At 73.1% G+C, this 24,572-nt stretch carries 20 protein-coding genes and 1 pseudogene; 10 read left to right on the top strand and 11 right to left on the bottom strand.

Going from position 1 to position 24,572, the window contains the following annotated elements; all coding sequences use genetic code 11:
• Window positions 1–5 precede the first annotated feature (5 nt).
• Genes ABEA82_RS15210 through ABEA82_RS15185 form a run of 6 tightly spaced genes read right to left on the bottom strand, consistent with a single transcriptional unit; the run spans window position 6 to window position 7,860 of the window.
• Window positions 6–674: a TetR/AcrR family transcriptional regulator gene (locus ABEA82_RS15210; protein ID WP_345661995.1), complete on the bottom strand. Its 669-nt coding sequence runs from the start codon at window positions 672–674 to the stop codon at window positions 6–8.
• On the bottom strand, window positions 671–2,677 hold the full coding sequence (locus ABEA82_RS15205) for a CocE/NonD family hydrolase (protein ID WP_345661994.1): 2,007 nt from the start codon (window positions 2,675–2,677) through the stop codon (window positions 671–673). Before ABEA82_RS15205 ends, ABEA82_RS15210 begins: the two co-directional genes overlap by 4 nt.
• On the bottom strand, window positions 2,674–4,437 hold the full coding sequence (locus tag ABEA82_RS15200; RefSeq protein ID WP_345661993.1) for a dipeptide ABC transporter ATP-binding protein: 1,764 nt from the start codon (window positions 4,435–4,437) through the stop codon (window positions 2,674–2,676). Before ABEA82_RS15200 ends, ABEA82_RS15205 begins: the two co-directional genes overlap by 4 nt.
• Window positions 4,437–5,321: an ABC transporter permease gene (locus tag ABEA82_RS15195; RefSeq protein ID WP_345661992.1), complete on the bottom strand. Its 885-nt coding sequence runs from the start codon at window positions 5,319–5,321 to the stop codon at window positions 4,437–4,439. The genes ABEA82_RS15200 and ABEA82_RS15195 overlap by 1 nt, the downstream gene beginning before the upstream one ends.
• Entirely contained in the window at window positions 5,318–6,274 is a 957-nt protein-coding gene (locus ABEA82_RS15190) for an ABC transporter permease (protein ID WP_345661991.1), read from the bottom strand. The genes ABEA82_RS15195 and ABEA82_RS15190 overlap by 4 nt, the downstream gene beginning before the upstream one ends.
• Before the next feature lie 2 nt (window positions 6,275–6,276).
• A complete protein-coding gene (locus tag ABEA82_RS15185) occupies window positions 6,277–7,860 on the bottom strand; it encodes an ABC transporter substrate-binding protein (RefSeq protein ID WP_345661990.1) in 1,584 nt (527 codons plus the stop codon).
• Window positions 7,861–8,042: 182 nt separating this feature from the next.
• On the opposite strand from ABEA82_RS15185, the gene ABEA82_RS15180 reads away from it, so the two are divergent.
• Together ABEA82_RS15180 and ABEA82_RS15175 are read left to right on the top strand one after the other, a co-directional pair.
• Window positions 8,043–8,801 carry an IclR family transcriptional regulator gene (locus ABEA82_RS15180; protein ID WP_345661989.1) on the top strand — a complete coding sequence of 253 codons (759 nt, stop codon included), beginning with the start codon at window positions 8,043–8,045 and terminating at the stop codon, window positions 8,799–8,801.
• 115 nt (window positions 8,802–8,916) lie between these two features.
• Window positions 8,917–10,122, top strand: a complete 1,206-nt coding sequence (locus ABEA82_RS15175) for a PP2C family protein-serine/threonine phosphatase (RefSeq protein ID WP_345661988.1) — start codon at window positions 8,917–8,919, stop codon at window positions 10,120–10,122.
• Between the two features lie 10 nt (window positions 10,123–10,132).
• Here the strand turns inward: ABEA82_RS15175 and paaK are convergent, their stop codons facing one another.
• Together paaK and ABEA82_RS15165 are read right to left on the bottom strand one after the other, a co-directional pair.
• The gene (gene paaK, locus ABEA82_RS15170; protein ID WP_345661987.1) at window positions 10,133–11,452 is read right to left on the bottom strand and encodes a phenylacetate--CoA ligase PaaK; all 1,320 of its coding nucleotides are present in this window, start codon (window positions 11,450–11,452) and stop codon (window positions 10,133–10,135) included.
• Window positions 11,449–11,619 (bottom strand): annotated as a pseudogene (locus ABEA82_RS15165) (phenylacetic acid degradation protein PaaD); the annotation flags it as partial. The pseudogene ABEA82_RS15165 and the gene paaK, both read right to left, overlap by 4 nt.
• Before the next feature lie 183 nt (window positions 11,620–11,802).
• Here ABEA82_RS15165 and paaA point away from each other — a divergent pair.
• The 5 genes from paaA to paaE are packed head-to-tail and all read left to right on the top strand — an operon-like array spanning window position 11,803 to window position 15,541.
• Window positions 11,803–12,789, top strand: a complete 987-nt coding sequence (gene paaA / locus ABEA82_RS15160; protein WP_345661986.1) for a 1,2-phenylacetyl-CoA epoxidase subunit PaaA — start codon at window positions 11,803–11,805, stop codon at window positions 12,787–12,789.
• Window positions 12,786–13,079: a 1,2-phenylacetyl-CoA epoxidase subunit PaaB gene (gene paaB / locus ABEA82_RS15155; protein ID WP_003988149.1), complete on the top strand. Its 294-nt coding sequence runs from the start codon at window positions 12,786–12,788 to the stop codon at window positions 13,077–13,079. The genes paaA and paaB overlap by 4 nt, the downstream gene beginning before the upstream one ends.
• 10 nt (window positions 13,080–13,089) lie before the next feature.
• The gene (gene paaC, locus ABEA82_RS15150; protein WP_345661985.1) at window positions 13,090–13,917 is read left to right on the top strand and encodes a 1,2-phenylacetyl-CoA epoxidase subunit PaaC; all 828 of its coding nucleotides are present in this window, start codon (window positions 13,090–13,092) and stop codon (window positions 13,915–13,917) included.
• Complete coding sequence (paaD, locus tag ABEA82_RS15145) at window positions 13,911–14,426, top strand: 1,2-phenylacetyl-CoA epoxidase subunit PaaD (protein ID WP_345661984.1); 516 nt, start codon at window positions 13,911–13,913, stop codon at window positions 14,424–14,426. Before paaC ends, paaD begins: the two co-directional genes overlap by 7 nt.
• Window positions 14,426–15,541 (top strand): 1,2-phenylacetyl-CoA epoxidase subunit PaaE, encoded by a 1,116-nt coding sequence (paaE, locus tag ABEA82_RS15140; protein WP_345661983.1) that lies wholly within the window; start codon window positions 14,426–14,428, stop codon window positions 15,539–15,541. The genes paaD and paaE overlap by 1 nt, the downstream gene beginning before the upstream one ends.
• Before the next feature lie 40 nt (window positions 15,542–15,581).
• On the opposite strand, the gene ABEA82_RS15135 is transcribed toward paaE, so the two are convergent.
• Window positions 15,582–17,237 (bottom strand): PucR family transcriptional regulator, encoded by a 1,656-nt coding sequence (locus ABEA82_RS15135; protein WP_345661982.1) that lies wholly within the window; start codon window positions 17,235–17,237, stop codon window positions 15,582–15,584.
• A gap of 236 nt (window positions 17,238–17,473) precedes the next feature.
• Between ABEA82_RS15135 and ABEA82_RS15130 the strand changes: the two genes are divergently transcribed.
• From ABEA82_RS15130 to ABEA82_RS15120, 3 genes are read left to right on the top strand one after another with little or no spacing between them, the layout of a single operon-like run.
• Window positions 17,474–18,742 (top strand): aspartate aminotransferase family protein, encoded by a 1,269-nt coding sequence (locus ABEA82_RS15130; protein WP_345661981.1) that lies wholly within the window; start codon window positions 17,474–17,476, stop codon window positions 18,740–18,742.
• The gene (locus tag ABEA82_RS15125; protein WP_345661980.1) at window positions 18,739–21,642 is read left to right on the top strand and encodes an FAD-binding and (Fe-S)-binding domain-containing protein; all 2,904 of its coding nucleotides are present in this window, start codon (window positions 18,739–18,741) and stop codon (window positions 21,640–21,642) included. The genes ABEA82_RS15130 and ABEA82_RS15125 overlap by 4 nt, the downstream gene beginning before the upstream one ends.
• Window positions 21,639–23,078: an NAD-dependent succinate-semialdehyde dehydrogenase gene (locus ABEA82_RS15120; RefSeq protein WP_345661979.1), complete on the top strand. Its 1,440-nt coding sequence runs from the start codon at window positions 21,639–21,641 to the stop codon at window positions 23,076–23,078. Before ABEA82_RS15125 ends, ABEA82_RS15120 begins: the two co-directional genes overlap by 4 nt.
• 3 nt (window positions 23,079–23,081) lie before the next feature.
• On the opposite strand, the gene ABEA82_RS15115 is transcribed toward ABEA82_RS15120, so the two are convergent.
• On the bottom strand, window positions 23,082–23,825 hold the full coding sequence (locus tag ABEA82_RS15115) for an IclR family transcriptional regulator (protein ID WP_345662358.1): 744 nt from the start codon (window positions 23,823–23,825) through the stop codon (window positions 23,082–23,084).
• A gap of 261 nt (window positions 23,826–24,086) precedes the next feature.
• A partial coding sequence (locus tag ABEA82_RS15110) for an IclR family transcriptional regulator (RefSeq protein WP_345661978.1) occupies window positions 24,087–24,572 on the bottom strand: 486 nt, incomplete at its 5' end.

Genomic DNA, 24,572 nt, shown 5'->3' with positions numbered 1-24,572 from the left:
CACCGTCACAAGGGTGATCGCGGGGTGAGTTCCCGTTCGATGAAACGGTTGAGGTGGTGCCGGGCCTCCTGTGTGGTGAGGGGAGGGGCCTGGCGCAGGCGTTGCAGGGCGAGGCCGTCGGCGAGGGCGGCGAAGCGGGTCGTGAAGCCGTCGAGGTCGTCGCAGCTGAACTCGCCGTCACCGACGCCTCGTTCGGCGAGGGCGCGGATCTGCCGGTGCCAGGCCGCGTACCGGTCGGCCTGCCCCCGTGCGAAGGCCTCGTCCGTGCCCTGCTCGCCCGCGTGCCAGTACTCGAACCACATCCGCCAGTGCCGGTCGGTGTCCTCGGTGAACAGCGCGTCGACGAGCAGCCTGAGGGCCTCGGCCGCGGTGGTGGCGTGCTCGGCGGCCTCGCTGAGCGCCGTGTAGTACCGCTCGATGTGCAGCACCATGGCCTCGGAGAGGACCTCCTGCACACTGCCGAAGTGGTAGGTGACCGTGCCGACGGACACCCCGGCCGCGGCGGCCACGTCGCGCACGCCGACCGACGCGTAACCGCGTTCCGCGATCAGCGGGACGGCCGCGTCGACGATGAGGCGCCGGCGCACCTCAGTGGGCTGCCGGGTCCGTTCGGCCGCGGCGACGGCACGGCGCGGGCCCCTCCCGCCCTGCGGTGGCTGGTCGGCGGCCGTCATCCCGACGTCCTCGGGGTGGTGCGGTGCCAGACGCGCTCGGCCACTGTCTCTCCGTTCCCCCGTGCTTCGACACGGCTGTCCATGATGAACTCCGCGGCCGTGGCGCGCAGCTCCGTCCGCGTCATGATCTCAGCGTCCCAGTCGTCCCCGCGCCGCAGCCGGATGTGCCATTCGGAGACGGCCCGCGCGGACAGCGGGTCGTCCGAGCGGATGGTGTACGTCTCGCGGGCGCTCTCCTCGTAGCGCAGCCCGTCCGGGTAGGTCCGGGACCCTCCGTAGCCGGGGTCGACCTCCAGGGTCCACTCGCCCGTGGCCACGTCGTGCGTGACCAGGCGCTCGGGGCGGGGATGCGCGGGTGTGTCGTAGGTGACCGGCATCGGTGCCGCCTGCTCCGGTTCCTCGAACCCCACTGGCACCTCGTCGGCGGCCTCGCGCACGGGCAGCAGGACCGCGCTGTCGGCCGGGACGACGTGCAGCGCCCCCCGTTCGCCGTGCGGCCACACCCAGGGCCAGTACGCGTCGGAGAGGGCGACGCGGACGCGGTGGCCGGGCGGGAAGGCGTAGCCGGTGCCGTTGAGCTCGAACTCGACGTCCTCGTACGTCCCCGGAGTCCACTCGACGGCGTGCTCGCGGCCCTGCCTGCTGAGCAGGTTGAGCACGCCCCGGGTGACGAGCGTGGAGGAGCCGTCGGGAGCGACGTCGCACACGCGGGCGACGACATGGGCCCGGGGGGTGGCGCTGTCGAGGCGGAGCCGGACACGCGGGCGGCCGAGGATCTCCACGCGCCGGTCGAGCGGAGCGGAGTCGAAGCAGACGGACCGCCCGTCCTCCTCGCGCTGGTCGGGCGGCAGGTCGGCGGCGTTGCCGAACGGGAAGAAACGGCCGGCGTCGAGACCGGTGTGCTGCGGAGAGCGCACGAGGACCGGGTCACGGCTCTCGCCCAGCGGACGGGTGTCCCATGTGACGTCCGGGCTGGGCCACTCGGCGTCGCTCACCCAGCGGCCGGGCAGCTCCTCGTGCGACGGGGCGGGCGGTACGGGGTCGCTGAGCCAGGCGCGCAGCAGCGGCTCCGCCATGATCCCGGTGTCGATGCCCTTGAGGTGCTGGTCCCACCAGCGCAGGGTCTCCTGGAGGAACCCGATGGCCGGGCCGGGCGGCAGTCCGCGGTCGGGGTACTGGTGCGACCAGGGGCCGATGATGCCCCGCACCCGCTCGCCGGGGAGGTGTTCCACGAGCCGCAGCACGGTGTCCCGGTACGGGTCGTTCCAGCCGCCGACCGCGAGCACGGCCGCGCCGATCGCCGGGTAGTCCTCGCAGACGCTGCCGTGCCGCCAGTAGTCGTCCCGCTGCTGGTGCTCCAGCCAGGTGTGCAGGAAGGGTTCGAGCGCGTCGAGGCGTTCGCGCCACATCGGCAGCCAGCGGTCCGCGCCGACGTTCGCGGGGTCCGGCGGGCGTGCGGTGAAGGCGAGCATGGTGCCGGCCCAGGCGAGCATGTCGATGCCGAGGACGGCACCGCCCGTGTAGTGGACGTCGTTGTCGTAGCGGTCGTCGGTGGAACAGACCGTGACGATCGCCTTGAGCGGTTCGGGGGCGAGGGCGGCGATCTGGAGGGAGTTGAAGCCGCCCCAGGAGATGCCGAACATGCCGACCTTGCCGGTGCACCAGGGTTGTGCGGCGAGCCAGTTGACGACGTCCACGCCGTCCGCGAGCTCCTGGGCGTCGTACTCGTCGCCCGGGGTGCCCTCGCTGTCGCCGTGGCCGCGGATGTCGACCCGGACGGAGGCGTAGCCGTGACCGGCGTACCAGGGGTGGCGCTGGGCGTCGCGCGGGGCGGTCCAGTCGCTCTTGCGGTACGGCAGGTACTCGAGCAGCGCGGGCACGGGGGAGGTGCCGGCGTCGGCCGGGCGCCAGATACGGGCGTGCAGGCGGGTCCTGCCGTCCCGGGTGGGGATCCACACGTCCTCGCGGACGACCTGGCGCGCGAACCGGTCGCGGTACTTCACGAAACTCCCTCGGCGATCGAAGTGGGCGGGGTGTCCGGGGCATCAGGGCCGGCGGGCGCGTCGGCGGGCCGCCAGCGGCGCGCCCGGTGGCCGTCGCCGTGGTCGGTCCACACGTCGCCCTCCCGGGCCGCGTCGGCCCAGTCGGGCGTCACCTCCACCGGCGGCCGTGCGTCGGGGTCGGGTTCGAGCGCGGCCGCCATCAGCCGTCGCGTGTAGGGGTGCCGGGGGGCCGCGAAGACGGCCTCCGTCGGGCCCTCCTCGACCACCACACCGCCCCGCAGGACGACGACGCGGTCCGCGATGCCGCGGACGACGGCCAGGTCATGGCTGATGAACAGGCAGGCCAGATCACGGTCCCGGCGCAGGTCGTCGACCAGGCGCAGCACCTCGGCCTGGACGGAGACGTCCAGCGCGGTGGTGATCTCGTCGGCGACGAGGACGTCCGGCTCACCCGCCAGCGCCCGTGCGATGCCGATGCGCTGCCGCTGGCCGCCGGAGAGCTGGGCCGGCAGCCGGTCGGCGAGGGCCGGATCCAGGCGGACGTCGGCGATGAGCCGCCGGGCGCGCTCGGCCGATTCGGCCCGGCCGCGGGTGGTGCCGAAGAACCGCAGCGGCCGGCGGACGGCGTCCCCGACCGAGCGCCGGGGGTTGAGCGAGGTGTCCGCGTTCTGGAAGACGAGCTGCACCCGCCGCCGCAGGGACATCGGCCGCCGCTGCGCGGGCCGGGCCAGGTCGCCCGACTCGTGGGTCATGGTGCCGCCCGACGGTGTGCGCAGTCCCGCCAGGGCCCAGGCCAGCGTGGACTTGCCGCTGCCGGACTCGCCCACGAGGGCCAGCACCTCACCGCGCCGGACCTCGAAGGAGACACCGTGTACGACGCGGGAGCGGCCGTAGTCGACCGTGACGTCCCGGGCCGAGACGGCGACCGGAGCGTCCTCGGGCACGACGGCCCGCGGGCGGATGTCACGCTCGCCCGACACCCGTACGAGGGCGAGACCGGCGTCGTCCAGCCGCGGCACGCTCGCCAGCAACCGCTTCGTGTAGGGCTCGGCGGGCCGCGCGAACAACTGCCGGGTCGGCGCCGACTCCACCACCCGGCCCGACTTCAGCACGCACACCTCGTCGGCCAGGTGCGCGACGACGCCCAGGTCGTGGCTCACCAGCACGGCCGCGAGGCCCAGTTCGTCGCGCAGGGCGGCGATCAGGTCCAGCACGCCCCGCTGGGTGACGACGTCCAGGCCGGTGGTCGGCTCGTCGAGGACCAGCAGCTTGGGGCGGGCGGCGAGGGCCATGGCGAGCGCGACGCGCTGCTGCTGGCCACCGGACAGCTCGTGCGGATAGCGGCGGGCCAGCTCGGCGGGGCGCGGCAGCCGGACCTGGTCGAGCAGGTCGGTGACGGGGATGTCGCCGCCCGCCTCCGCGATCTGCCGGCCGACGCGCATGGAGGGGGTCAGCGCCTGGCCCGCGTTCTGGGCGACCATGGCGACCGTCCGGCCGCGCAGCCGCCGCAGCTCGGGTGCGGTCAGGGCGAAGACGTCCCGGCCGTCCACCTCCACCGAGCCGCCGGTGATCCGGGAGCCGTGCCGCAGATGCCCGAGCAGGGCCGCCGCGAGGGTCGACTTGCCGCTGCCGGACTCGCCGACCAGCGCGAGGGTCCGCCCCGCGGCGGCCTCCAGCGACACCTCGTGCACCACGGGTACGTCGCGGCCGCCGGAACGGTAGGCCACGGACAGGGAGTTCACGGAGACGAGCGGGGTCATCAGGAGCCCTCCCTGATCCGGTCGACGCCCCAGGCCTTGGACAGGCCGTCGGCAGCGAGGTTGAGTCCGATCACGAGCGTCGCCAGGGCGATGATCGGAGCGACGCTCGCCATCGGGACGACCGTGACGGCGGTGCGGTTCTCGGCCACCATCAGGCCCCAGTCGGGAGTCGGCGGGTCGGCGCCGAACCCGAGGAAGGACAGCGAGGAGATCAGCAGCACGACCCACGAGGCGCGCATCGCGAACTCGACGCACACCACGTCGACGATGTTCGGCAGGACCTCCCGCCGCAGGATCGACCAGGTGCCCTCCCCACGGGCCCGTGCGGCGGTCACGTAGTCGGCGGGCACGACCGCCAGGGCGGCCCCGCGCACCACCCGCACCACCTGGGGGACGAACACGACGGCGACGGCGAGCACGATGACGGCCGGTCCGGTGCCGAGCGCGGTGACGACCACGAGCAGTGCCAGGACCGCCGGCACGGCCAGCACCGCGTCCAGAACCCGCCCCAGCAGGTCGTCGAACCAGCCGCCGCGCAGTGCGGCCGCGCAGCCCGCGACCGTGCCGAGCGCGACGCTCACCACGGTGGCGGCGACGGAGACACCGAGCGCGTACCGGCCGCCGTACAGGACACGCGCGAGGACGTCCCGGCCGTACTGGTCGGTGCCCGCCCAGTGCGCGCCGCCCGGGCCGAGCAGGGCCCGCGAGGCGTCGCCCGCGATCGGGTCGTACGAGGTGAGCAGTGGTGCCGACAGCGCGATCACCACATGGACGGCGACGATCGCAAGCCCGATGACGGCCGTGCGCGAGGAGCACAGGGTGCGCCACGCACGGGCGGTACGTGCGGCCGGGGCGACGGCGGGGACGGTGTCGACCGTGGTCATCGGGTCCTCCCTCGGGTGCGGAGCCTGGGGTTGAGGGCCATGGCGCCGAGGTCGGCGGCGAGGTTGCACGCGACGTAGACGACGGCGCTGATCAGGGCGATGGCCTGGATGACGGGCAGGTCCCGGTTCTGCACTGAGGAGAGCATCAGCTTGCCGACGCCCGGGTAGTTGAAGACGTTCTCCACGACGGCGACCCCGCCCAGCAGCCAGGCCACGTTGAGCGCGATCACGTGCAGGACGGGCAGCAGGGCGCCGGGCAGGGCGTGCCGGGTGACGACCCGCCAGGTGGACAGGCCCTTGAGGCGGGCGGTCGTGACGTACTCGCTCGCCATCACGTCGATCACCGAGGTGCGCGCCATGCGGACGATGTAGGCGGCCATCACCACCGCGAGGGCGAGGGCCGGGAGCCAGACGGCGGGCAGGAGCTGGCCGACGGTGGCGTCGGGGCCGTAGAGGACGACCGCGGGGAACCACGGCAGCGCGACCGAGAAACACAGGACGAGCACGGTGGCCACGACGAACTCGGGAACGCTCATGCCGACGAGGCTGACCGTGGAGATGAGGTGGTCGGGCCAGCGGTCGCGGTAGAGCCCGGCGACGATGCCCAGCAGCAGCGAGCCGGTCACCGCGAACAGGATCGTGATGACGGCGACGAGCGCGGAGTTGCCGAGGTACTGGGCGACGTCACCGCCCACCCCCGTCCCGGAGACGAGGGACGTGCCGAAGTCGCCGTGCAGGGCGCCCCACATCCAGTCGGCGTACCGCTCCCAGGCGGGCCGGTCGAGTCCCAGACTGCCGCGCAGCTGGGCCACCGCCTGCGGGGTCGCGTCCTTGCCGAGGACCTGGGTGGCGACGTCGCCGGGCAGGGCCTGGACGGCGAGGAAGACCAGCAGGGAGGAGAGCAGGAGCGTGCCGAGCGCGGCCGCGGTCCGGCGGGCGACGAAGGAGAGCATGGTCAGGCCCCCTTCAGGCCGATGCCGAGGTAGTCGAACTCGAAGCCGTGCTCGGCGTATCCGCGCACCTTGCGCGAGAGGCCCACGAGCCGGTCGGCGAACATCGGGGTCATCGCGCCGCCCTTGTCGATCACCCACTTCTGCGCCTCGCCGTAGAGGTCACGGCGCCTCGCGTCGTCGGTCTCGGCCCGCGCCCGGTCGAGCAGGGCGTCGAAGCCCTTGTCGGACCAGGCGGTCTCGTTGTACGAGGACCCGCCGCGGAAGACCTGGTTGAAGAGCTGGTCGACGGGCCGGCCGGTGTACCAGTAGGTGGCCATCAGCGGCTGCTTCATCCAGATCTGTGTGTAGTACGAGTCCGCCGACGCCGTCTTGACGCGGATCCGGATGCCGGCCCGCTTCGCCGACTCCTGGTAGGCGAGTGCCATGGGGGTGAAGAGGGGGTCGTACGCCGAGGTGTACAGGTCGACGGCCAGGTTCTCGTGGCCCGCCTTCTTCAGCAGGAACCGTGCCTGCTCGGGGTCGTGCCGGGGGTGCGTGGAGACGTGCACCGGGTCGTCCGGGGGCACCGGGTTGTCCCAGCCGGCCCTGCCCGCGCCCTGGAGGGCCGCCTTCACGACGTGCTCGGGGTCGTAGGCGAGCTTCATGGCCCGGCGGACGTCGACGTCGGTGAAGGGCTTGTCGGTGGTGAGCATCGGCAGCACGTACCACTGGCCGTTCTCGACGCGGGCGATGGTGGCGCGGTCGGAGGCGGCCACGACGCGGGCGGTGGCGAAGTCCAGGTTGGTCTGGGACAGCAGGTCCACCTGCCCGGCGAGCAGGGCGCCCGAGCGCGCGGACATGTCCGCGACCGAGTAGAAGGCGATCGTGTCGAGCACGGGGCGGCCCGCCCAGTGGTCCTCGTACGCCGTGACGCGGCCGGGGCCGGCCGGTGCGAAGGACTCCAGCTTGAAGGGGCCGGTGCCGATGCCGGTGCGGCCGATCGACTTCCCGCTGCCCTCGGGGACGACGTAGCAGTTGTAGTGCGTCAGCAGGCTCGGGAACTCGGCGTTCGGGGTCTTCAGCGGCACGACGAGGGTGTGGGCGTCGGGTGTGCGCAGCCGTGCCGGGTCGACGAGCGGGGCGAGGACACCGGCCTGCGGGGACGCCGTCGCCTTGTCGAGGATGTGGCGCAGCGTGTAGGCGGCGTCGGCGGAGGTGAGGGCACGGCCGTCGTGGAAGGTGACGCCCTTGCGGAGCCGGAAGGTCCAGGTGCGTGCCGTGCCGTCCGGTTCCCAGGACTCGGCGAGGTCGGGTGCCACCTGGCCGTCCGGGCCGATGCGGACCAGCCGGTTGTAGAGGGCGCCCAGGTATTCGTAGGCGGACAGGGAGCTCGCCGGGTCGAGGGTCTCGGCGTCGGAGGCGGGCGGACGGGCGATCCGCAGCGTGCCGCCGCGGTCGGGAGCGCCGCGTCGGGCGGCGGCCGGCAGGACGGGTGCGGCGGTGGCGCCCGAACAGCCGGACAGCAGCCAGGACGCGCCGAGCGAGGCGGCACCGGCGGCGCCCGCGGCGAGCACCGAGCGGCGTCCCGGAGGGTGGATGCCGGACATGGACCGACCTTCCCTGTCGCTATTCGTTCAGCCGAACGATTGAGTGAAGTCCGTGAACGATAGCGAGCAGGCGGTTTCAGGCCAACCCTTCAACTGTGAAGAAGTCGTTACAGGGAGCGCCTGACGCCGACGCCGCGTCCGGCCGCCTTGCTTCCGCCGCACAGCTGACGCAGGCTGGTCCTATGGGCGGGCAAGACGGCCCCACGCTCATCGCCTCCGTACAGCGGGCCATGCGGCTGCTGGAGGTCGTGAGCGCGCACCAGAACGGCGCGCCGGCGAAACAGCTGGCGCGTGAGACGGGCCTGCCCCTGGCCACCGCGTACCACCTGCTGAGGACACTCGTCCACGACGGGTACGTGCGGAAGCTGGACGACGGCGGGTTCGTCCTCGGTGACAAGCTGCAGACGCTGCGGACCACCGGGCGCGCCCAGGCACTGCTGAACCGCGTCCGGCCCACGCTCGCCACACTCCGGGACGAGCTCGCGTCCGCCGCCTACCTCACCTTCTACGAGGACGGCGAGATCACGGTCGCGGAGATCGTCGACGGCCCGGGCACGCCCCGCGTCGACCTGTGGGTGGGCTTCGAGGACGCGGGGCACGCGACCGCGCTCGGCAAGTCCGTACTGCGCGAAATGGACGTCGAGTCGCGCAAGGACTACCTCGCCCGCCACCACCTCGCCGACCTCACCCCCCGGACCATCACCAGCCGGCCGGAACTGCTCCGGCGTCTGGAGACCCCACCCCTGGCCCCGGCCGTCACCGACCTGGAGGAGTACGCGCTCGGCACGGTCTGTGTCGCCGTCCCGGTCTACAGCGGGGAAACCATCGGTTCCCTCGGCGTCTCGCTCCCGGCGAACCGGCTCTCCCGGCTGCCTGAGGTCCGTGCGAGGCTGCTCCCGACCGCGAGCCGGGTGACCCGGAGCCTCTCGCTCACTATCTGAAATTCCACTCCTTGTCGGTGTCCCGGCTCATCCCTTTATCTGGATAAATCAGACATTTCAGGGGTGCGCTCCCAGCCTCGCGCCCCGTGCCCAGGTGAAGGACACGGATAAGAACATGAGCCATCCGCGCGACCTCGGCGCCGACCATCGGCCGGTACGGCCGTCCAGCACGCGAGTGGCGGGCGCCCGGGGTTCTGCCCGTAGGCGCGCCCTCGCACAGCTGGCCGCCGGTACGCCCGTCCTGCCCGTACTGGTCGTCGCCGCCGTCCTGCTCGCCGATCTCGCCGACGGCGCCGGGCTGATCTGGCTGCCCCTGCTGGCCGCCGGGCCGGCCCTGGCGGCCACGACCAACGGGCCCCGAGGTGTCGTCTGCGTCGGCCTCCTCGCCGCGGTGCTCGGCGCGCTGCTCGGGGTCCGGGACGGCGTGCCGGACCGTGAACTGGCCGCCGTGCTCTCGGCGCTGGTGGCCGTCACCCTCGCCAGCGGCCTGGCCAGCGTCCTGCGCGGGCGCCGCGAGCGGGTGCTCGCCGCCGTCCGCTCGGTCGCGGAGACCGCCCAGCACGCGCTGCTCAGGCCCGTACCGGCGCACGTCGGCCCCTTCCAGGTGGCCGTCCGCTACAGCGCCGCGGCCGCCGAGGCCCGCATTGGCGGCGACCTCTACGCCCTGATACCCACCCCGCACGGGGTGCGGCTGATCGTCGGCGATGTGCGCGGCAAGGGGCTTCCCGCGGTGGGGACCGCCGCACTGGTCCTGGGTGTCTTCCGCGAGGCCGCCCACGACGAGCCCGACCTGCTCGCCGTCGTCGACAGGATCGAGCGCAGCCTGGCGCGCAATCTCGGCCACGACGACTTCGTCACCGCGGTGGTCGCCGGGTATCCGGAGGGCGGGCACCTGGAGGTGGTGAACTGCGGTCACACGCCTCCGCTGCTGGTGCGCGCCTCCGGGAGCGTCGTGCCGGTCGAACCCGACCTGCCGTCCCCTCCCCTCGGGCTGCGCGCCCTCGCCGGTCACGCGCCCGGCCTCCAGGCGCTCCGGTTCGCCGAGGGCGACCAGCTGCTGCTCTACACCGACGGCGTCACCGAGGCCCGCGACCACGGCCGCTCCTTCTACCCGCTCGCCGAGGGCCTTCAGCGTCACGTGTCCCACGAGCCGGCCCGCACGCTCGGCGCCCTGCACGACGAGCTGCTGGCCCACGTGGGCGGCCGGCTGCACGACGACGCGGCGCTCCTGCTGATCCGGAAGCCGACCGCGTCGGAAGCGGGCGTGGTGCCCGAGGTGACGGCTCCCGCCCCGGTCTCCGAGGCGCGGTGCTGCTCGTGACCCCCGGTCCCTACTCCTCGCGCAGGTCCTTGACCCGCTTGAGCTTGCCGACGGACCGTTCCAGGGTCTCCGGTTCGACGATCGTCACGTCCACCGTGACCCCGACGCCGTCCTTGACGTCCCTGGCGATCGCCCGGGCCGCGGACGCGCGCCGGTCGGCGGGTGTGCCGGGGCGGCTCTCGACGCGGACCGTCAGGTGGTCCAGCCGGCCGCGCCGGGTCAGCTGGATCTGGAAATGCGGGGCGACGCCGGGGGTGCGCAGCACGATCTCCTCGATCTGGCTGGGGAAGACGTTCACCCCGCGCAGGATGATCACGTCGTCGCAACGGCCGGTGATCTTCTGGATGCGGCGGAAGGCCGGCCGGGCCGTCCCGGGCAGCAGCCGGGTCAGGTCACGGGTGCGGTAGCGGACGACGGGCAGGGCGTCCTTGGTCAGGGACGTGAAGACCAGCTCGCCCTCCTCGCCCTCGGGGAGCCCCTCGCCCGTGATCGGGTCGACCACCTCGGGGTAGAAGTGGTCCTCCCACACATGGAGGCCGTCCTTGCTCTCCACGCACTCCTGCGCGACACCCGGGCCGATCACCTCGGACAGGCCGTATATGTCGACGGCGTGGATGTCCAGCCGCTCCTCGATCTCACGGCGCATCTCCTCCGTCCACGGCTCGGCACCGAAGATGCCCACCCGCAGGGACGTGGAGCGCGGGTCGACGCCCTGCCGCTCGAACTCGTCGAGCAGGGTGAGCATGTAGGACGGGGTGACCATGATGATCTCGGGCCGGAAGTCCTGGATGATCTGCACCTGACGCGCGGTCATGCCGCCCGAGGCCGGGATCACCACACAGCCCGCCCGCTCCGCGCCGTAGTGCGCGCCGAGGCCGCCGGTGAACAGGCCGTAGCCGTAGGAGATGTGCACCTTGTGGCCGGGGCGTCCACCGGCGGCGCGGATCGAGCGGGCCACGAGGTCCGCCCACATCGACAGGTCGTTCTCCGTGTAACCGACGACCGTGGGGCGCCCGGTGGTGCCGCTGGAGGCGTGCACGCGGCGGACCTGGTCCATGGGGACCGCCAGCATGCCGAACGGGTAGGTGTCGCGCAGGTCCGCCTTCGTGGTGAAGGGGAACCGGGACAGATCCTCCAGTGAGCGGCAGTCGCCGGGCGTGACCCCGGCCTCGTCGAACTTCTTCCGGTACTGCTCCACGTTGTCGTAGGCGTGCCGCAGGCTCCGGCGCAGCCGGTCGAGCTGGAGCGCGCGCAGCTCCTCGCGCGTGAGGCGCTCACCGTCGTCCAGCAGATCGTGGGGGAGGGGCTCGCCCCGCCGCGGCCCGGTCATCGCGACTCCTTCGGCGTCGTGCCCGCGCTCCTGAGGCTGCGGCTGCGGCCCCGGAACTCCGCGATCACCTCGTCACCCCGCAGGACGGTCACGTCGTAGAGGCCGCTGCGGCCGAACCGGGCGCGTTCCTCGGCCCGCGCCAGGAGCGCGTCGCCTTCGTACGCCGGTGTCGCGTCAGCGGTATGGGTCACCTCTCGCACCACCTTGTCTACCGACCGAACATTCGGTTAGCTTCGGCGTTGCCCAGTAATCCAGCCGCCTCGGCGCCTGTCAAGGGCATGAGGTCTTACCAAGGCGCGCCGGCTGTCATACCATGGACCGAACGAATGGTCGGTTGGGGAGAGGGACGGATGGACACGACACACTCCAGCCCCCTGGGGGCGGACGGCGCCGAGCCGGTTCTTCAGCAGCACTTCGACGCGACGATCGCGCGGGACCAGCGGATCGAGCCGCGCGACTGGATGCCGGAGGGCTACCGCAGGACGCTGATCCGGCAGATCGCCCAGCACGCGCACTCGGAGATCATCGGCATGCAGCCGGAAGCCGAGTGGATCACCCGCGCGCCCTCGCTGCGCCGCAAGGCCATTCTCTTCGCCAAGGTCCAGGACGAGGCCGGGCACGGGCTGTACCTGTACTCGGCGGCGGAGACGCTGGGCGCCGACCGCGCCGACCTGACCGAGCGGCTGATCGAGGGGCGCCAGAAGTACTCGTCGATCTTCAACTATCCGACGATGAGCTTCGCCGACGTCGGGGTGATCGGCTGGTTCGTGGACGGGGCGGCGATCTGCAACCAGGTGCCGCTGTGCCGCAGCTCCTACGGGCCGTACGCGCGCGCCATGGTGCGCGTCTGCAAGGAGGAGTCGTTCCATCAGCGGCAGGGCTACGAGCTGCTGATGACGATGATGCGCGGCACCGCGGAGCAGCGGGAGATGGTGCAGGACGCCGTCAACCGCTGGTGGTGGCCGTCGCTGATGATGTTCGGCCCGCCCGACGACGCCTCGCCCAACTCCGCGCAGTCCATGGCCTGGAAGATCAAGCGGCACAGCAACGACGAACTGCGCCGGCGCTTCGTCGACATGACCGTTCCGCAGGCCGAGAAGCTCGGCGTGACACTGCCCGACCCGGAGCTGCGCTGGAACGAGGAGCGCGGACACCACGACTTCGGCACCCCCGACTGGGACGAGCTCATGCGGGTCATCAAGGGCGACGGGCCCTGCAACGCCGAGCGGATGGAGCGGCGCCGCACGGCCCACGAGGACGGCGCCTGGGTGCGCGAGGCGGCCACCGCCCACGCCGCCAAACAGGCCGCCCGCGCGGAGAAGGGAGCGGTGGCATGACCGCCGAGAAGCAGAACTGGCCCCTGTACGAGGTGTTCGTGCGCGGCAAGCGCGGGCTGAACCACGTCCACGTGGGCTCACTGCACGCCGCCGACGACCGCATGGCGCTCACCCACGCCCGCGACCTGTACACCCGGCGCAACGAGGGCGTCAGCATCTGGGTCGTGCGCTCCGAGCACATCGCCGCCTCCACCCGCGACGAGAAGGACCCGTTCTTCGCCCCGAGCGCCGACAAGGTCTACCGCCACCCGACCTTCTACGACATCCCCGACGACGTCCCGCACATCTGAAGGAGAGGGCATGAGCGACGACCACGTGTACCTGACCCTCGCCGAGGGACACGAGGACGACACCCGCTGGGCCTACGGCACCGGCTTCGAGGACCCCCTGCACGGCGTGGACACCGCCGTGCCCGACGGCGTCGACGCCGGTGAACTGGCCGTGCTCTGCGTCACCCTGGCCGACGACGCCCTGGTCTCGGCCCAGCGGCTGGCCGAGTGGACCACCCGTGCCCCCGAGCTGGAGGAGGAGGTGGCCCTGGCCAACATCGGACTCGACCTGCTCGGCCAGGCCCGACTGCTCTACTCCCGGGCGGGCCAGGTCGACGGCACCGGACGCGACGAGGACGCCTTCGCCTACTTCCGCGACGCCGGAGACTTCCGCAACGTACGCCTGGCCGAACTCCCGGGCGGCGACTTCGCGTTCTCGATCGTGCGGCTGCTGGTGTTCTCCAGCTGGCGCCTCGCGCACTTCGAGCGGCTCGCCGCCCACCGCGACCCGGTGCTCGCGGCGATCGCCGCCAAGGGGGTCAAGGAGCTGGCCTACCACCGGCAGTACGCCGCCGAGTGGGCGGTGCGCCTCGGCGACGGCACCGAGGAGTCGCACCGCCGGATGCGCCGGGCGCAGGAGCAGGTGGCGCCCTACCTGGGCGAACTGTTCACGGCGTACGACGTACGGGACGAGGTCGTCGCCGTCCTGCGCCAGGTCACCGAGGCGGCCGGACTGCCCATGCCGGTTTTCCGACCGCTGCCCGGCTCGGGCCGCGCCGGGGAGCACACCGAGCATCTCGCCCCGCTGCTGGCCGAGTTGCAGGGCATCGCCCGCGCCCACCCGGAGGCGACATGGTGACGACGGCCCTGGACACGCGACGGGCCCGGCGCATCGCCGAGCAGGTGCCCGACCCCGAGCTTCCCATGCTCACCCTGGCCGACCTCGGCGTGCTGCGCGAGGTGTCCCTCGCCCCGGACGGGACGGTGGTCGCGAGCCTCACCCCGACCTACTCGGGCTGCCCCGCGATGGCGGAGATGCGGGCCGGGGTGGCCGCCCGGCTGCGCGAGGCGGGGTACGCGCGCGTGGAGATCCGCACCGTCCTCGATCCGCCGTGGAGCAGCGACTGGATCACTCCGGACGGCCGCCGCAAGCTCGCCGAGCACGGCATCGCCCCGCCCGGTTCCGCGCCCGCGCGCGCCGCCGGCCCGGTCCCGCTCGTGCTGTCGCCGATCCGCCGCTCGGTGCCCTGCCCCCGCTGCGGTCATCCCGACACCGAGGAGACCTCCCGCTTCGGCGCCACGTCCTGCAAGTCTCTGTGGCGCTGTCTCGGCTGCCGCGAGCCGTTCGAGTACGTCAAGGAGATCTGATGGACGACCTGATGGAGCCGGCCCCCGCCCCGGCGGCACGCGCCCGTGCCCGCCGACGTCCGGTCTTCCACCCCCTGCGGGTCGCCGCCGTGCGGCCGCTGTGCGAGGACGCGGCAGCCGTCAGCTTCGACATCCCCGCGGAGCTGGCCGAGGAGTTCGCCTTCGCGCCCGGCCAGTCGCTCACCCTGCGGCGCGAGATCGACGGCCGGGACGAACGCCGCTCCTACTCCATCTGCTCACCCGCCGGCACCGCGCCGCGCATCGGCGTCCGGGTCGTACCCGGTGGCCTGTTCTCCGCCTGGCTGGTGCGGGACGTGCGCCCCGGCGACACCGTCGACGTCATGGCACCCACCGGCGACTTCACCCCCGACCTCACCACCCCCGGCCACCACGTCCTGATCGCGGCGGGCTCCGGTATCACGCCCATGGTCTCCATCGCCGAGTCCGTCCTGGCCGCCGACTCCCGTTCGACGGTCACCCTCCTCTACGGCAACCGCCGCACCGGCACCGTGATGTTCGCCGACGAGCTGGCCGACCTGAAGGACCTCTACCCGACGCGGTTCCAGCTCGCCCACGTCCTCTCCCGGGAGCCCCGCGAGGCCGAGGTGCTCTCCGGCCGCCTCGACACCGACCGGCTCTCCGTCCTCGTCGACGCGCTGGTCGACGTGGAGTCCGCCGACCACTGGTGGCTGTGCGGCCCGCACGGCATGGTCCGCGCCGCCCAGCAGGTCCTGGCCGGCCTCGACGTGCCCGGCGACCGCGTCCACCAGGAGCTGTTCTACGCCGACGACGAGCCCGTACGCGAGGTCCGGCACACCGAGGCCGGCCCCACCGGGCCCGTCAGCCAGGTCACCGTCACCCTGGACGGCCGCTCCACCACCTCCGCCCTGCCCCGCGAGCGGAGCATCCTCGAAGGCGCCCAGCAGACCCGCCCCGACCTCCCCTTCGCCTGCAAGGGCGGCGTCTGCGGCACCTGCCGTGCCCTGGTCACCGACGGCAAGGCCGACATGCGCCGCAACTTCGCCCTGGAACCGGCCGAGGTCGACGCGGGCTACGTCCTCACCTGCCAGTCGTTCCCGCTGTCCGACGCGCTGACGGTGGACTTCGACACCTGACGCCGACGCACCGTCCGTGCGGGGACGGCCCCGGCCCCACTCACCGGGAGCGCAGGACACGCAGCGCCGTGAGTGCCACGTGGAGTTCGGTGCGTCCCTCGCCGGACTCCAGGTCGGTGTCGAGGAGACGCTCGACGGTGCGCAGCCGCTGGTACATGGTCTCCCTGGACAGGCCGCCGCGGCGGGCCGCGGTGGTCTTGTTGCCGGCGGCGTCGAGGTAGTGGCCGAGGGTCGTCAGCAGGTCGGTGCCGTGCCGGGTGTCGTGGTCGATGAGCCGGCCGAGCCGGCGTTCGGTGTAGTCCTGCACACGGGTGTCCTCCCGCAGTGCGTAGAGCAGGCGGCGCAGGTCGACGTCCGGCAGCTCGTGGAAGGAGCGGTCCGGGGGGAGCGGCTGACCGGGCGGGGTGGCCTCCAGGACCCGCGCCGCCTCCCGGAAGGAGCGCGCGGTGTCGGCGAGGTCCGTCACCTCCGAACCCGCGCTCACGATCGCTCCCGGGGCCAGACCCAGCGCGGTGCGGCTCAGCCGCTCGGCCACGGGACGCCAGGGCTGGGCGGGCCGCAGGGCCGGCAGGATGCCGAGACGGCCCGGGGAGAGCTCGCCGACCAGCGCCGGGATCCCCGACGACCTGAGGTCCTGGTGCAGCCGGGCCTCCAACTCGCCGCCCTCGGCACCGGGGCCCAGGTCGACCAGGATCGCCAGGAAGCGGCTGTCCTCGGTGGGCAGTCCCAGGGCGGCGCAGCGGGCGCGGGCGTCCTCGGGGGAGTGGTGGCGCTGTTCCGCCAGTTCCCGCAGGGCGCCGCGGTGCGCCGTCTGCTCCCAGGGCGTGGCATGGATGAGCCGGGCGACGGTCAGGGCCATCGCCGTCCGCTCCAGGACCGTGATGTGTTCCGGCCCGAAGCCCGGCCCCTCCCCAGGTGGTGGGAGCATGGCGAGACGGCCCCAGCGTTCGCCCTGGTAGGAGACCGGCGCGGTGAGCCAGCCCTCCGGGCCGCCCACCTGGGTGTGAACGCCGGGCTCGGCCGCCCGGGACCGCTGTTCCCAGTCGGTGAGCGCCTCCTCCACCGTGCTCCCCGACGGCTCGCACAGCAGCGCCTGGTGCGCGAGGTTCTCCAGGACCACCGTCCGGCCGCTCATCTCCGCCGCCGCGCGCACCACGTCCTCCGGCCCCGCGCCGCGCAGCGTCAGGGCGGTGAACGCCTCGTGGATCCGCTGGGTCCGGCGCATCGCGTCGGCCTGGCTGCCGAGGATGAGGGCGTGGACGACCTGGGTGACCTCCAGGAAGTTGACGTCCCGGGCGAGGGTGACCAGGGGCAGCCCCCGGGCCCGGCAGGCCTGTACGAGGGCGTCGGGCGGGCGGTGGTAGCGCCGCACCAGCTCGATGACCAGGGCGGCGGCACCCACCTCCGTGAGTTCGTCGACGTACCGGCGGACACCCGCGGCGTCCTCGGGCAGGGGCATGCCGGTGGTCAGGACCAGCTCGCCGCCCTTCAGGAAGGAGGCGGGGTCCGTCAGCTCGGTGATGTGCACCCAGCGCACCGGCCGGTCCAGCCGGCCCAGCCCGGTGACGACCTGGGGCTGCCCGGCGGCCAGGACGGGCAGGGCCAGGACGTCGGCGACGGTCGGCGGGCGGCCGGACGGAGCGGAGTCACGGTCGTCCGGCGCGGGCGGAGGAGCCTTCGGCGGGGTGTCGTTCACGGTGCCTCCCGGGGTGCCCGGTCACTCTGACAAGCGGCGCTGACCTGCGCAAGAGCTACCCCCGCCACGGCGATGGGGCACCTGACCGGCCCGCGGGTTGACACAACGTCCGAACAACGCGTTCCCGCCGGACACATCACGCGTTGTCGCCGTCCGCAGCGGCCTGGATGCTCGCAGTGTCGGACCAGCACGGCAGATCACCGCAAGCAGACTTCGACGCAGGCCGGGAGACGAACATGACCGCACTGTCGCCGCAGCTTCGCCAGGCCACGCCCGTGGTGGCGGCCAGGGGCGAGGGCGTCCACCTCTACGGTGAGGACGGCCGCCGCTACCTCGACTTCACCGCCGGCATCGGCGTCACCAGCACCGGGCACTGCCACCCCGAGGTCGTGGCGGCGGCGCAGGAGCAGGTGGGCACACTGATCCACGGCCAGTACACGACCGTCATGCACCAGCCGCTGCGCCGCCTCGTCGACAAGCTCGGCGAGGTCCTGCCCTCCGGCCTGGACAGCCTGTTCTTCACCAACTCCGGCAGCGAGGCCGTCGAGGCTGCGCTGCGCCTGGCCCGCCAGGCCACCGGCCGGCCCAACGTCCTGGTCTGCCACGGCGGTTTCCACGGCCGTACGGTCGCCGCCGCCGCCATGACCACCTCCGGCGTCCGCTTCCGGTCGGGTTTCTCCCCGCTGATGAGCGGCGTGGTCGTCACCCCGTTCCCGACGGCCTTCCGCTACGGCTGGGACGAGGAGACCGCCACCCGCTTCGCGCTGAAGGAACTCGACTACACCCTCCAGACGATCTCCTCGCCCGCCGACACGGCCGCGATCATCGTCGAACCGGTGCTCGGCGAAGGCGGGTACGTGCCCGCGAACCGCGCCTTCCTGGAAGGGCTGCGGGAGCGGGCCGACCGGCACGGCTTCCTGCTGATCCTCGACGAGGTGCAGACCGGCGTCGGCCGTACCGGGCGCTTCTGGGGCCACGACCACTTCGGCGTCATCCCCGACATCCTCGTCACCGCCAAGGGCCTCGCCAGCGGCTTCCCGCTGTCCGGGATCGCCGCCTCCGAGGAACTGATGACGAAGGCATGGCCCGGCTCGCAGGGCGGCACGTACGGTGCCAACGCCGTCGCCTGCGCCGCGGCCTGCGCGACCCTCGACGTCGTACGCGACGAGAAACTCGTCGAGAACGCGGAGGCGATGGGCAAGCGGCTGCGCCAGGGGCTGGAGGCGGTGGCCGACCGGACGCCGGGCATCGGCGACGTCCGCGGCCTCGGTCTCATGCTGGCCACCGAGTTCGTCACCGAGGACGGCGACCCCGACCCCGCGACCGCCGCCCGCGTGCAGCGCGCCGCCGTCGACGAGGGCCTGCTCCTGCTGCTGTGCGGCGCGTGGAACCAGGTGGTCCGGATGATCCCGGCGCTCGTGATCGACGAGACGGGCGTGGACGAGGGCCTCCAGGCCTGGGCGAAGGCGGTCGAGGCCGGCACGTCGGGAGCCGCGGACCGATGACCACCGCCACCCGCGGCCCGGCGGGTCTGACGGCCCGTCTCGCCGAGATCGCGCCCGGCCTGCGGGTGGAGACCGGACCGGGGGCGACGGGCCCCTACGCCTACGACGCCTCCAACTACCGCGTCCCGCCCCGGGCCGTGGCCTTCCCGCGCACCGCCGACGACGTGGTCGCGGTGCTGCGGGCCTGTCGCGAGGCGGGCGTCCCGGTCACGGCCCGGGGCGGTGGCACCAGCATGGCGGGCAACGCCGTGGGAGCCGGTGTGGTCCTGGACTTCTCCCGGTACATGAACCGGATCCTGGACATCGACGTCGAGGCGCGTACCGCCCGGGTCGAGTCCGGTGTCGTCCTGGACGTGCTGCGCGCCGCCACCGCCTCGCACGGGCTGGACTTCGGGCCGGACCCGTCGTCGCACAGCCGCTGCACGCTCGGCGGCATGATCGGCAACGACGCGTGCGGCAACCGGTCGGTGCGCGACGGGCGGACCAGCGGCCACGTCGAGGCGCTGGAGATCGTGACGGCGGACGGTGTGCGGGCGGTGGCCGACCACCGCGGGCTGCATCCGGTGGACCCCGGCGACGCCGGCCTCGTCGCCCGGCTCGAAGCGGACCTGCGACGCCTGGTCGAGGAGAACCTGGAGCCGATCCGAACCGAGCTGGGCCGCATCCCGCGCCAGGTCTCCGGCTACCAGCTGCACCACCTGCTCCCGGAGAACGGCTTCGACCTGGCCCGTGCCCTGGTGGGCACCGAGGGCACCTGTGCGGTCGTCACCGCCGCGACGGTCCGCCTGGTGGCGACCGCACAGGCTTCGGCACTGCTCACCCTCGGCTACGACGACGTGGTCGAGGCGGCCGAGGACGTGCCGGAGATCCTGCGCTGGTCGCCCAGCGCGGTGGAGGGCATGGACGAGGCGATCGTGGCCACCATGCGGGCCCGCCGCGGCCCGGACTCCGTCACGGGGCTGCCGGAGGGACGTGCCTGGCTCTACGTCGAACTCGAAGGCGACGACCAGGCCTCGGTGACCGCCCGCGCCGCCGAACTGCTCGACGCGCTCAAGGCCGCGGGCCGCATGACCGGCGGCCGGGTCGTCGAGAGCGCGACGGAGCGGCGTTCGCTGTGGCGGGTGCGGGAGGACGGGGCCGGGCTCGCCGCCAGGCTGGTGGACGATGGGGGTACCGCCCGCTCGAGCGGAGCCGAGAGTGGGGGAGAGTCCTGGCCCGGCTGGGAGGACGCGGCCGTCGCGCCCGGGAACCTCGCCGCCTATCTGCGTGACTTCCGCGAGCTGCTGGCCTCGCACGGGCTGACGGGCGTGCTGTACGGGCATTTCGGCGCGGGCTGCGTCCATGTGCGGGTCGACTTCGACCCGGCGAGCGAGGCCGGGCAGACGGCGATGCGGCGCTTCCTCACCGAGGCGGCGGCCCTGGTCGTCGAGCACGGCGGCACGCTGTCGGGCGAGCACGGCGACGGCCGGGCGCGCAGCGAGCTGCTCCAGGTCATGTACAGCCACCGCATGATCGCCGCGTTCGCCGCGTTCAAGCAGGTCTTCGACCCCGACGGGCTGCTGAACCCCGGCGTCGTCGTCGACCCCGCCCCGCTCGACGCCGACCTCGCGTTGCGTGAACTGCCCCTCGTGGAGACGTCGTTCACCTTCCCGCACGACGAGGACGGCCTCGCGGGGGCGGTACGCCGCTGCGTCGGTATCGGACGCTGCCGCAGCGACGCGGGCGGGGTGATGTGCCCGAGCTACCGCGCCACGGGCGAGGAGAACCACTCCACCCGCGGCCGGGCCCGTCTGCTCCAGGAGATGGTCCGCGGCGAGACCGTCCAGGACGGCTGGCGCTCCACCGAGGTGCGCGACGCCCTCGACCTGTGCCTGTCCTGCAAGGCCTGCTCCAGCGACTGCCCGGTCGGCGTCGACATGGCCACCTACAAGGCGGAGTTCCTCCACCAGCACTACAAGGGCCGCCTGCGGCCCCGCTCCCACTACTCACTCGGCTGGCTGCCGCTCACCTCCGCGGTGGCCGGATACGCGGCCCGCCCGGTCAACGCGCTGCTGCGCGGCCCGCTGGGCAAGCTGCTCGCCCGCCTCGGGGGAGTGACCACCAGGCGCCGGATCCCGGCCTTCGCCTCCCGGCACGCGCTGCGCCGGGCCCTGCGCACGGCGCGAACCGGCGAACCGGCCAGGGCCCTGCTCTTCGTCGACAGCTTCACCCGCGCCTTCCGTCCCGAGATCGCGGGCGCCGCGAGCCGTGTCCTCGCCGGTGCCGGGATCCCCTGCGCGCCACGGGACGGCCTGTGCTGCGGTCTGACCTGGGTCAGCACCGGTCAGCTGGGTACGGCCCGCCGGGTCATGTCCCGTACCGTCGCCGCCCTCGACGACGGCGACGACCGGCCGATCGTGGTGGCCGAACCGAGCTGCGCGGCCGCCCTCGAACGCGATGTACCCGAACTGCTCGGCACCGAGGCCGCGCGGCGCGTCGCCGACCGCGTCCACACCTTCACCGGCGCGCTGACCGAGCTGGCCGACCAGGGCTGGACACCGCCACCGCTGCCCGAGACCCTGGTGCTCCAGACCCACTGCCACGAGTACGCCGGCTTCAAGGGCCGCCGGCCCGCCGACCTGTTGCGCCGCCTCGGTGTACGCGACGTCGACGAGGCCGAGGGCTGCTGCGGCCTCGCCGGGAACTTCGGCTTCGAGGCGGAGCACTACGACACCTCGGTGGCCGTCGCGGACCTCGCCCTCAAGCCCCGCCTCGACGCCCTCGGAGGACGGACCGTCGTCGCCGACGGCTTCAGCTGCGCCACCCAGATCGACCACCTCGCCGGTGACCGGGGCGTCCGTGCCCTGCACCTCGCGGAACTGCTCGACCCCGCCGCCGATCTTCCAGGAGAGACACCATGACCGACGTTGCGAACCAGTTGTTCATCGGCGGGGCCTGGGTGGACGCCGCGGACGGCGCCACCCTGCCCGTCGACGACCCCGCGACCGGCGAGATCCTCTGCCACGTCGCCGACGCGGGCCCGAAGGACGCCCGGCTCGCGGAGGAGGCGGCCGTCCAGGCGCAGGGGGACTGGGCCCGCACGGCGCCCCGGGCCCGCAGTGAGATCCTGCGCCGCGCCCACGAGCTGATCCTGGAGCGCACCGACGAACTCGCCCGTCTGATGACGTCCGAGATGGGCAAACCGCTCGCCGAGGCCAGGGGAGAGGTGGCCTACGCCGCCGAGTTCTTCCGCTGGTTCTCCGAGGAGGCCGTCCGTATCGACGGCGGGTGCGGCATCCTGCCCGACGGCCGCAACCGCATGCTGCTCTCCCGCCGCCCGGTCGGTCCCTGCCTGCTGATCACGCCGTGGAACTTCCCGCTGGCCATGGGCACCCGCAAGATCGGTCCGGCGATCGCGGCGGGCTGCACGATGATCCTCAAGCCGGCACCGCAGACCCCGCTGTCCAGCCTCGCCCTGGCCGGCATCCTCAAGGAGGCCGGGCTGCCGGACGGCGTGCTGAACGTCGTCACCACCTCCCGCGCCGGCGAGGTCTGCGAGCCACTGCTGCGCGGCGGCCGGATCCGCAAGCTGTCCTTCACCGGTTCCACGGCCGTCGGCCGGCTGCTGCTCGCCCAGTGCGCGGACACCGTCGTGCGCACCTCGATGGAGCTGGGCGGCAACGCCCCCTTCATCGTCTTCGACGACGCCGACCTGGACGTGGCCGTGGACGGCGCGATGGTCGCCAAGATGCGCAACATGGGCGAGGCCTGCACCGCCGCGAACCGCTTCTTCGTGCACCGGTCCGTGGCCGACGAGTTCGGACGGCGCCTCGCCGAGCGGATGGGCGCGCTCGAGGTGGGCCCCGGCACCCGGGACGGCGTGGACGTCGGCCCGCTGATCGACGCCGCCGGACGCGGCAAGGTCGAGGAACTGGTCGCCGACGCGGTGGAACGCGGCGCCCAGGTGCTGGTGGGTGGACGTACGCCGGACGGGCCGGGTTGCTTCTATCCGCCGACCGTGCTCGCCGGTGTCTCTCCCGAGAGCCGCCTGATGGACACGGAGATCTTCGGGCCGGTGGCCGCGATCCTCACCTTCGACGACGAGGACGAGGTCGTGAGCCGCGCCAACGACACGCCCTGGGGCCTGGTCGGCTACGTGTTCACCGAGGGTCTGGACCGCGGCCTGCGCGTCAGTGAACGCCTGGAGGTCGGCATGGTCGGGCTCAACACCGGCCTCGTCTCCAACCCGGCCGCGCCCTTCGGCGGCGTGAAGCAGTCCGGGCTCGGCCGCGAGGGCGGACGGGTCGGGATCGACGAGTTCCTGGAGTACCAGTATCTGGCCGTGCCCGTGCGGTGAGGGTCAGCCCAGGTGGCGGGCGGTGATCTCGGCCGCCGTGCCGGTCACCAGCCCGCCCAGCCCGGCGAGCCGGCCGGGCTCGAAACGGGAGTCGGGCAGGGAGACGGCCACCGTGGCCAGCGGTGTGCCGTCGCTGTCCAGGACCGGGGCGGCGATCGCGCAGACACCCGGGCGGAACTGGTTGTGGTTGACGGCGTACCCCCGGTCCCTGACCCGTGCGAGCTCGGCGCGCAGCTTCGCGGGGTCCGTGATGGTCTCCTCGCCGTAGCGCTCGAGTCCGCCGGCCACGAGCTCGTCGACCTCGGACTTCGGCAGGTGGGCCAGGATCGCGTGTCCCGTCGCGGTGGCGTGCATCGGCGAGGTGTCGCCGATGGTGTGGAAGGTCCGCACCGCGTGGTCGCAGTCGACGCGGTCGACGACGACCATGCACTGCAGGGCGTCGGGCACGGACAGGTGGATGGTCTCGTTCACCGCGTCCCGCAGTTGGATCATGGGCTCGCGGGCGGCCGCGAAGAGGCTGGATCCCTGGAGGGCGGCGGGCCGTACGGCCAGTACGCGGGCGCCGATCTCCCAGCGGGTGGTGTCCCTGCGGTTGGCGCGCAGCCAGCCCGCCTCGTTGAGCGTGACGAGGGTGCGCTGCACGGTCGACTTGGGCAGGCCGAAGAGCTTGGTCAGTTCGCCGACGGTCACCGGCTGGTGCTGGGCGACCGCTTCGAGGACGCGCAGCGATCTGGTGACGCTCTTCATTTCCATCCGAAGTCCCCGTCAGTTCCGTGGGTTTCTTCCGCTCACCTCTTGACCCCTCCCGGAGCCACAGGCATCATCGTGCCGGATTCTAGCATGATGTTCCACAATATGGCACGCGCCGCATCCGGTACCTCGTGGCGATGGACAGCGGTAGCGCCCTGACTGCGCTCACCTCGCCGCGTGGTGCGGCCGCCCCACGCCCCGCCCCCTCCCCCCTGGGCGGGGCGCGGGGCGGCGACCGTCTTCGTCGGTGCGTGGTGCTCAGGCGCCCATGCGCCGTCCCGTGATCTCCGCCGCCTTTCCTGCGGCCAGGCGGCCCCATTCGGACAGCCGGCCGGTGTCGAACCGCGAGTCGGGCATCGAGATGGCCACCGTGGCCAGCGGGGTGCCCTCCTCGTCGAGGACGGGCGCGGCGATGGCGCAGACGCCCGGCCGGTACTGGTTCTGGTTGACCGCGTAGCCGTCGACCCGGATGCGGTCCAGCTCTGCGCGCAGGGCGTCGGGCTCGGTCGGTGTCGTGTCGCTGAAGCGCTCCAGGCCCTGGGCGATGAGCTCTTCGACGTCCTGCTCGGGCAGATACGCGAGGACGGCGCGCCCGGCGGCGGTGGCGTGCAGGGGTGAGGTGTCGCCGATGGTGTGGAAGGTCCGCACCGCGTGGTCGCAGTCGACGCGGTCGACGACGACCATGCACTGCAGGGCGTCGGGCACGGACAGGTGGATGGTCTCGTTCACCGCGTCCCGCAGTTG

The organism is Streptomyces venetus, from assembly GCF_039540295.1.
In the GTDB taxonomy this organism is placed as follows: domain Bacteria; phylum Actinomycetota; class Actinomycetes; order Streptomycetales; family Streptomycetaceae; genus Streptomyces; species Streptomyces venetus.
Note: the sequence above shows the minus strand (reverse complement) of the source record. Positions and strands in the feature narration are given on the sequence as shown.

Bases quoted from the DNA above. Each gene is read 5' to 3' on its own strand.
- ABEA82_RS15210 (WP_345661995.1), bottom strand. From the start codon at position 674: ATGACGGCCGCCGACCAGCCACCGCAGGGCGGGAGGGGCCCGCGCCGT.
- ABEA82_RS15200 (WP_345661993.1), bottom strand. From the start codon at position 4,437: ATGACCCCGCTCGTCTCCGTGAACTCCCTGTCCGTGGCCTACCGTTCC.
- ABEA82_RS15195 (WP_345661992.1), bottom strand. From the start codon at position 5,321: ATGACCACGGTCGACACCGTCCCCGCCGTCGCCCCGGCCGCACGTACC.
- ABEA82_RS15190 (WP_345661991.1), bottom strand. From the start codon at position 6,274: ATGCTCTCCTTCGTCGCCCGCCGGACCGCGGCCGCGCTCGGCACGCTC.
- ABEA82_RS15185 (WP_345661990.1), bottom strand. From the start codon at position 7,860: ATGTCCGGCATCCACCCTCCGGGACGCCGCTCGGTGCTCGCCGCGGGC.
- ABEA82_RS15180 (WP_345661989.1), top strand. From the start codon at position 8,043: ATGGGCGGGCAAGACGGCCCCACGCTCATCGCCTCCGTACAGCGGGCC.
- ABEA82_RS15175 (WP_345661988.1), top strand. From the start codon at position 8,917: ATGAGCCATCCGCGCGACCTCGGCGCCGACCATCGGCCGGTACGGCCG.
- paaK (WP_345661987.1), bottom strand. From the start codon at position 11,452: ATGACCGGGCCGCGGCGGGGCGAGCCCCTCCCCCACGATCTGCTGGAC.
- paaA (WP_345661986.1), top strand. From the start codon at position 11,803: ATGGACACGACACACTCCAGCCCCCTGGGGGCGGACGGCGCCGAGCCG.
- paaB (WP_003988149.1), top strand. From the start codon at position 12,786: ATGACCGCCGAGAAGCAGAACTGGCCCCTGTACGAGGTGTTCGTGCGC.
- paaC (WP_345661985.1), top strand. From the start codon at position 13,090: ATGAGCGACGACCACGTGTACCTGACCCTCGCCGAGGGACACGAGGAC.
- paaD (WP_345661984.1), top strand. From the start codon at position 13,911: ATGGTGACGACGGCCCTGGACACGCGACGGGCCCGGCGCATCGCCGAG.
- paaE (WP_345661983.1), top strand. From the start codon at position 14,426: ATGGACGACCTGATGGAGCCGGCCCCCGCCCCGGCGGCACGCGCCCGT.
- ABEA82_RS15130 (WP_345661981.1), top strand. From the start codon at position 17,474: ATGACCGCACTGTCGCCGCAGCTTCGCCAGGCCACGCCCGTGGTGGCG.
- ABEA82_RS15125 (WP_345661980.1), top strand. From the start codon at position 18,739: ATGACCACCGCCACCCGCGGCCCGGCGGGTCTGACGGCCCGTCTCGCC.
- ABEA82_RS15120 (WP_345661979.1), top strand. From the start codon at position 21,639: ATGACCGACGTTGCGAACCAGTTGTTCATCGGCGGGGCCTGGGTGGAC.
- ABEA82_RS15115 (WP_345662358.1), bottom strand. From the start codon at position 23,825: ATGAAGAGCGTCACCAGATCGCTGCGCGTCCTCGAAGCGGTCGCCCAG.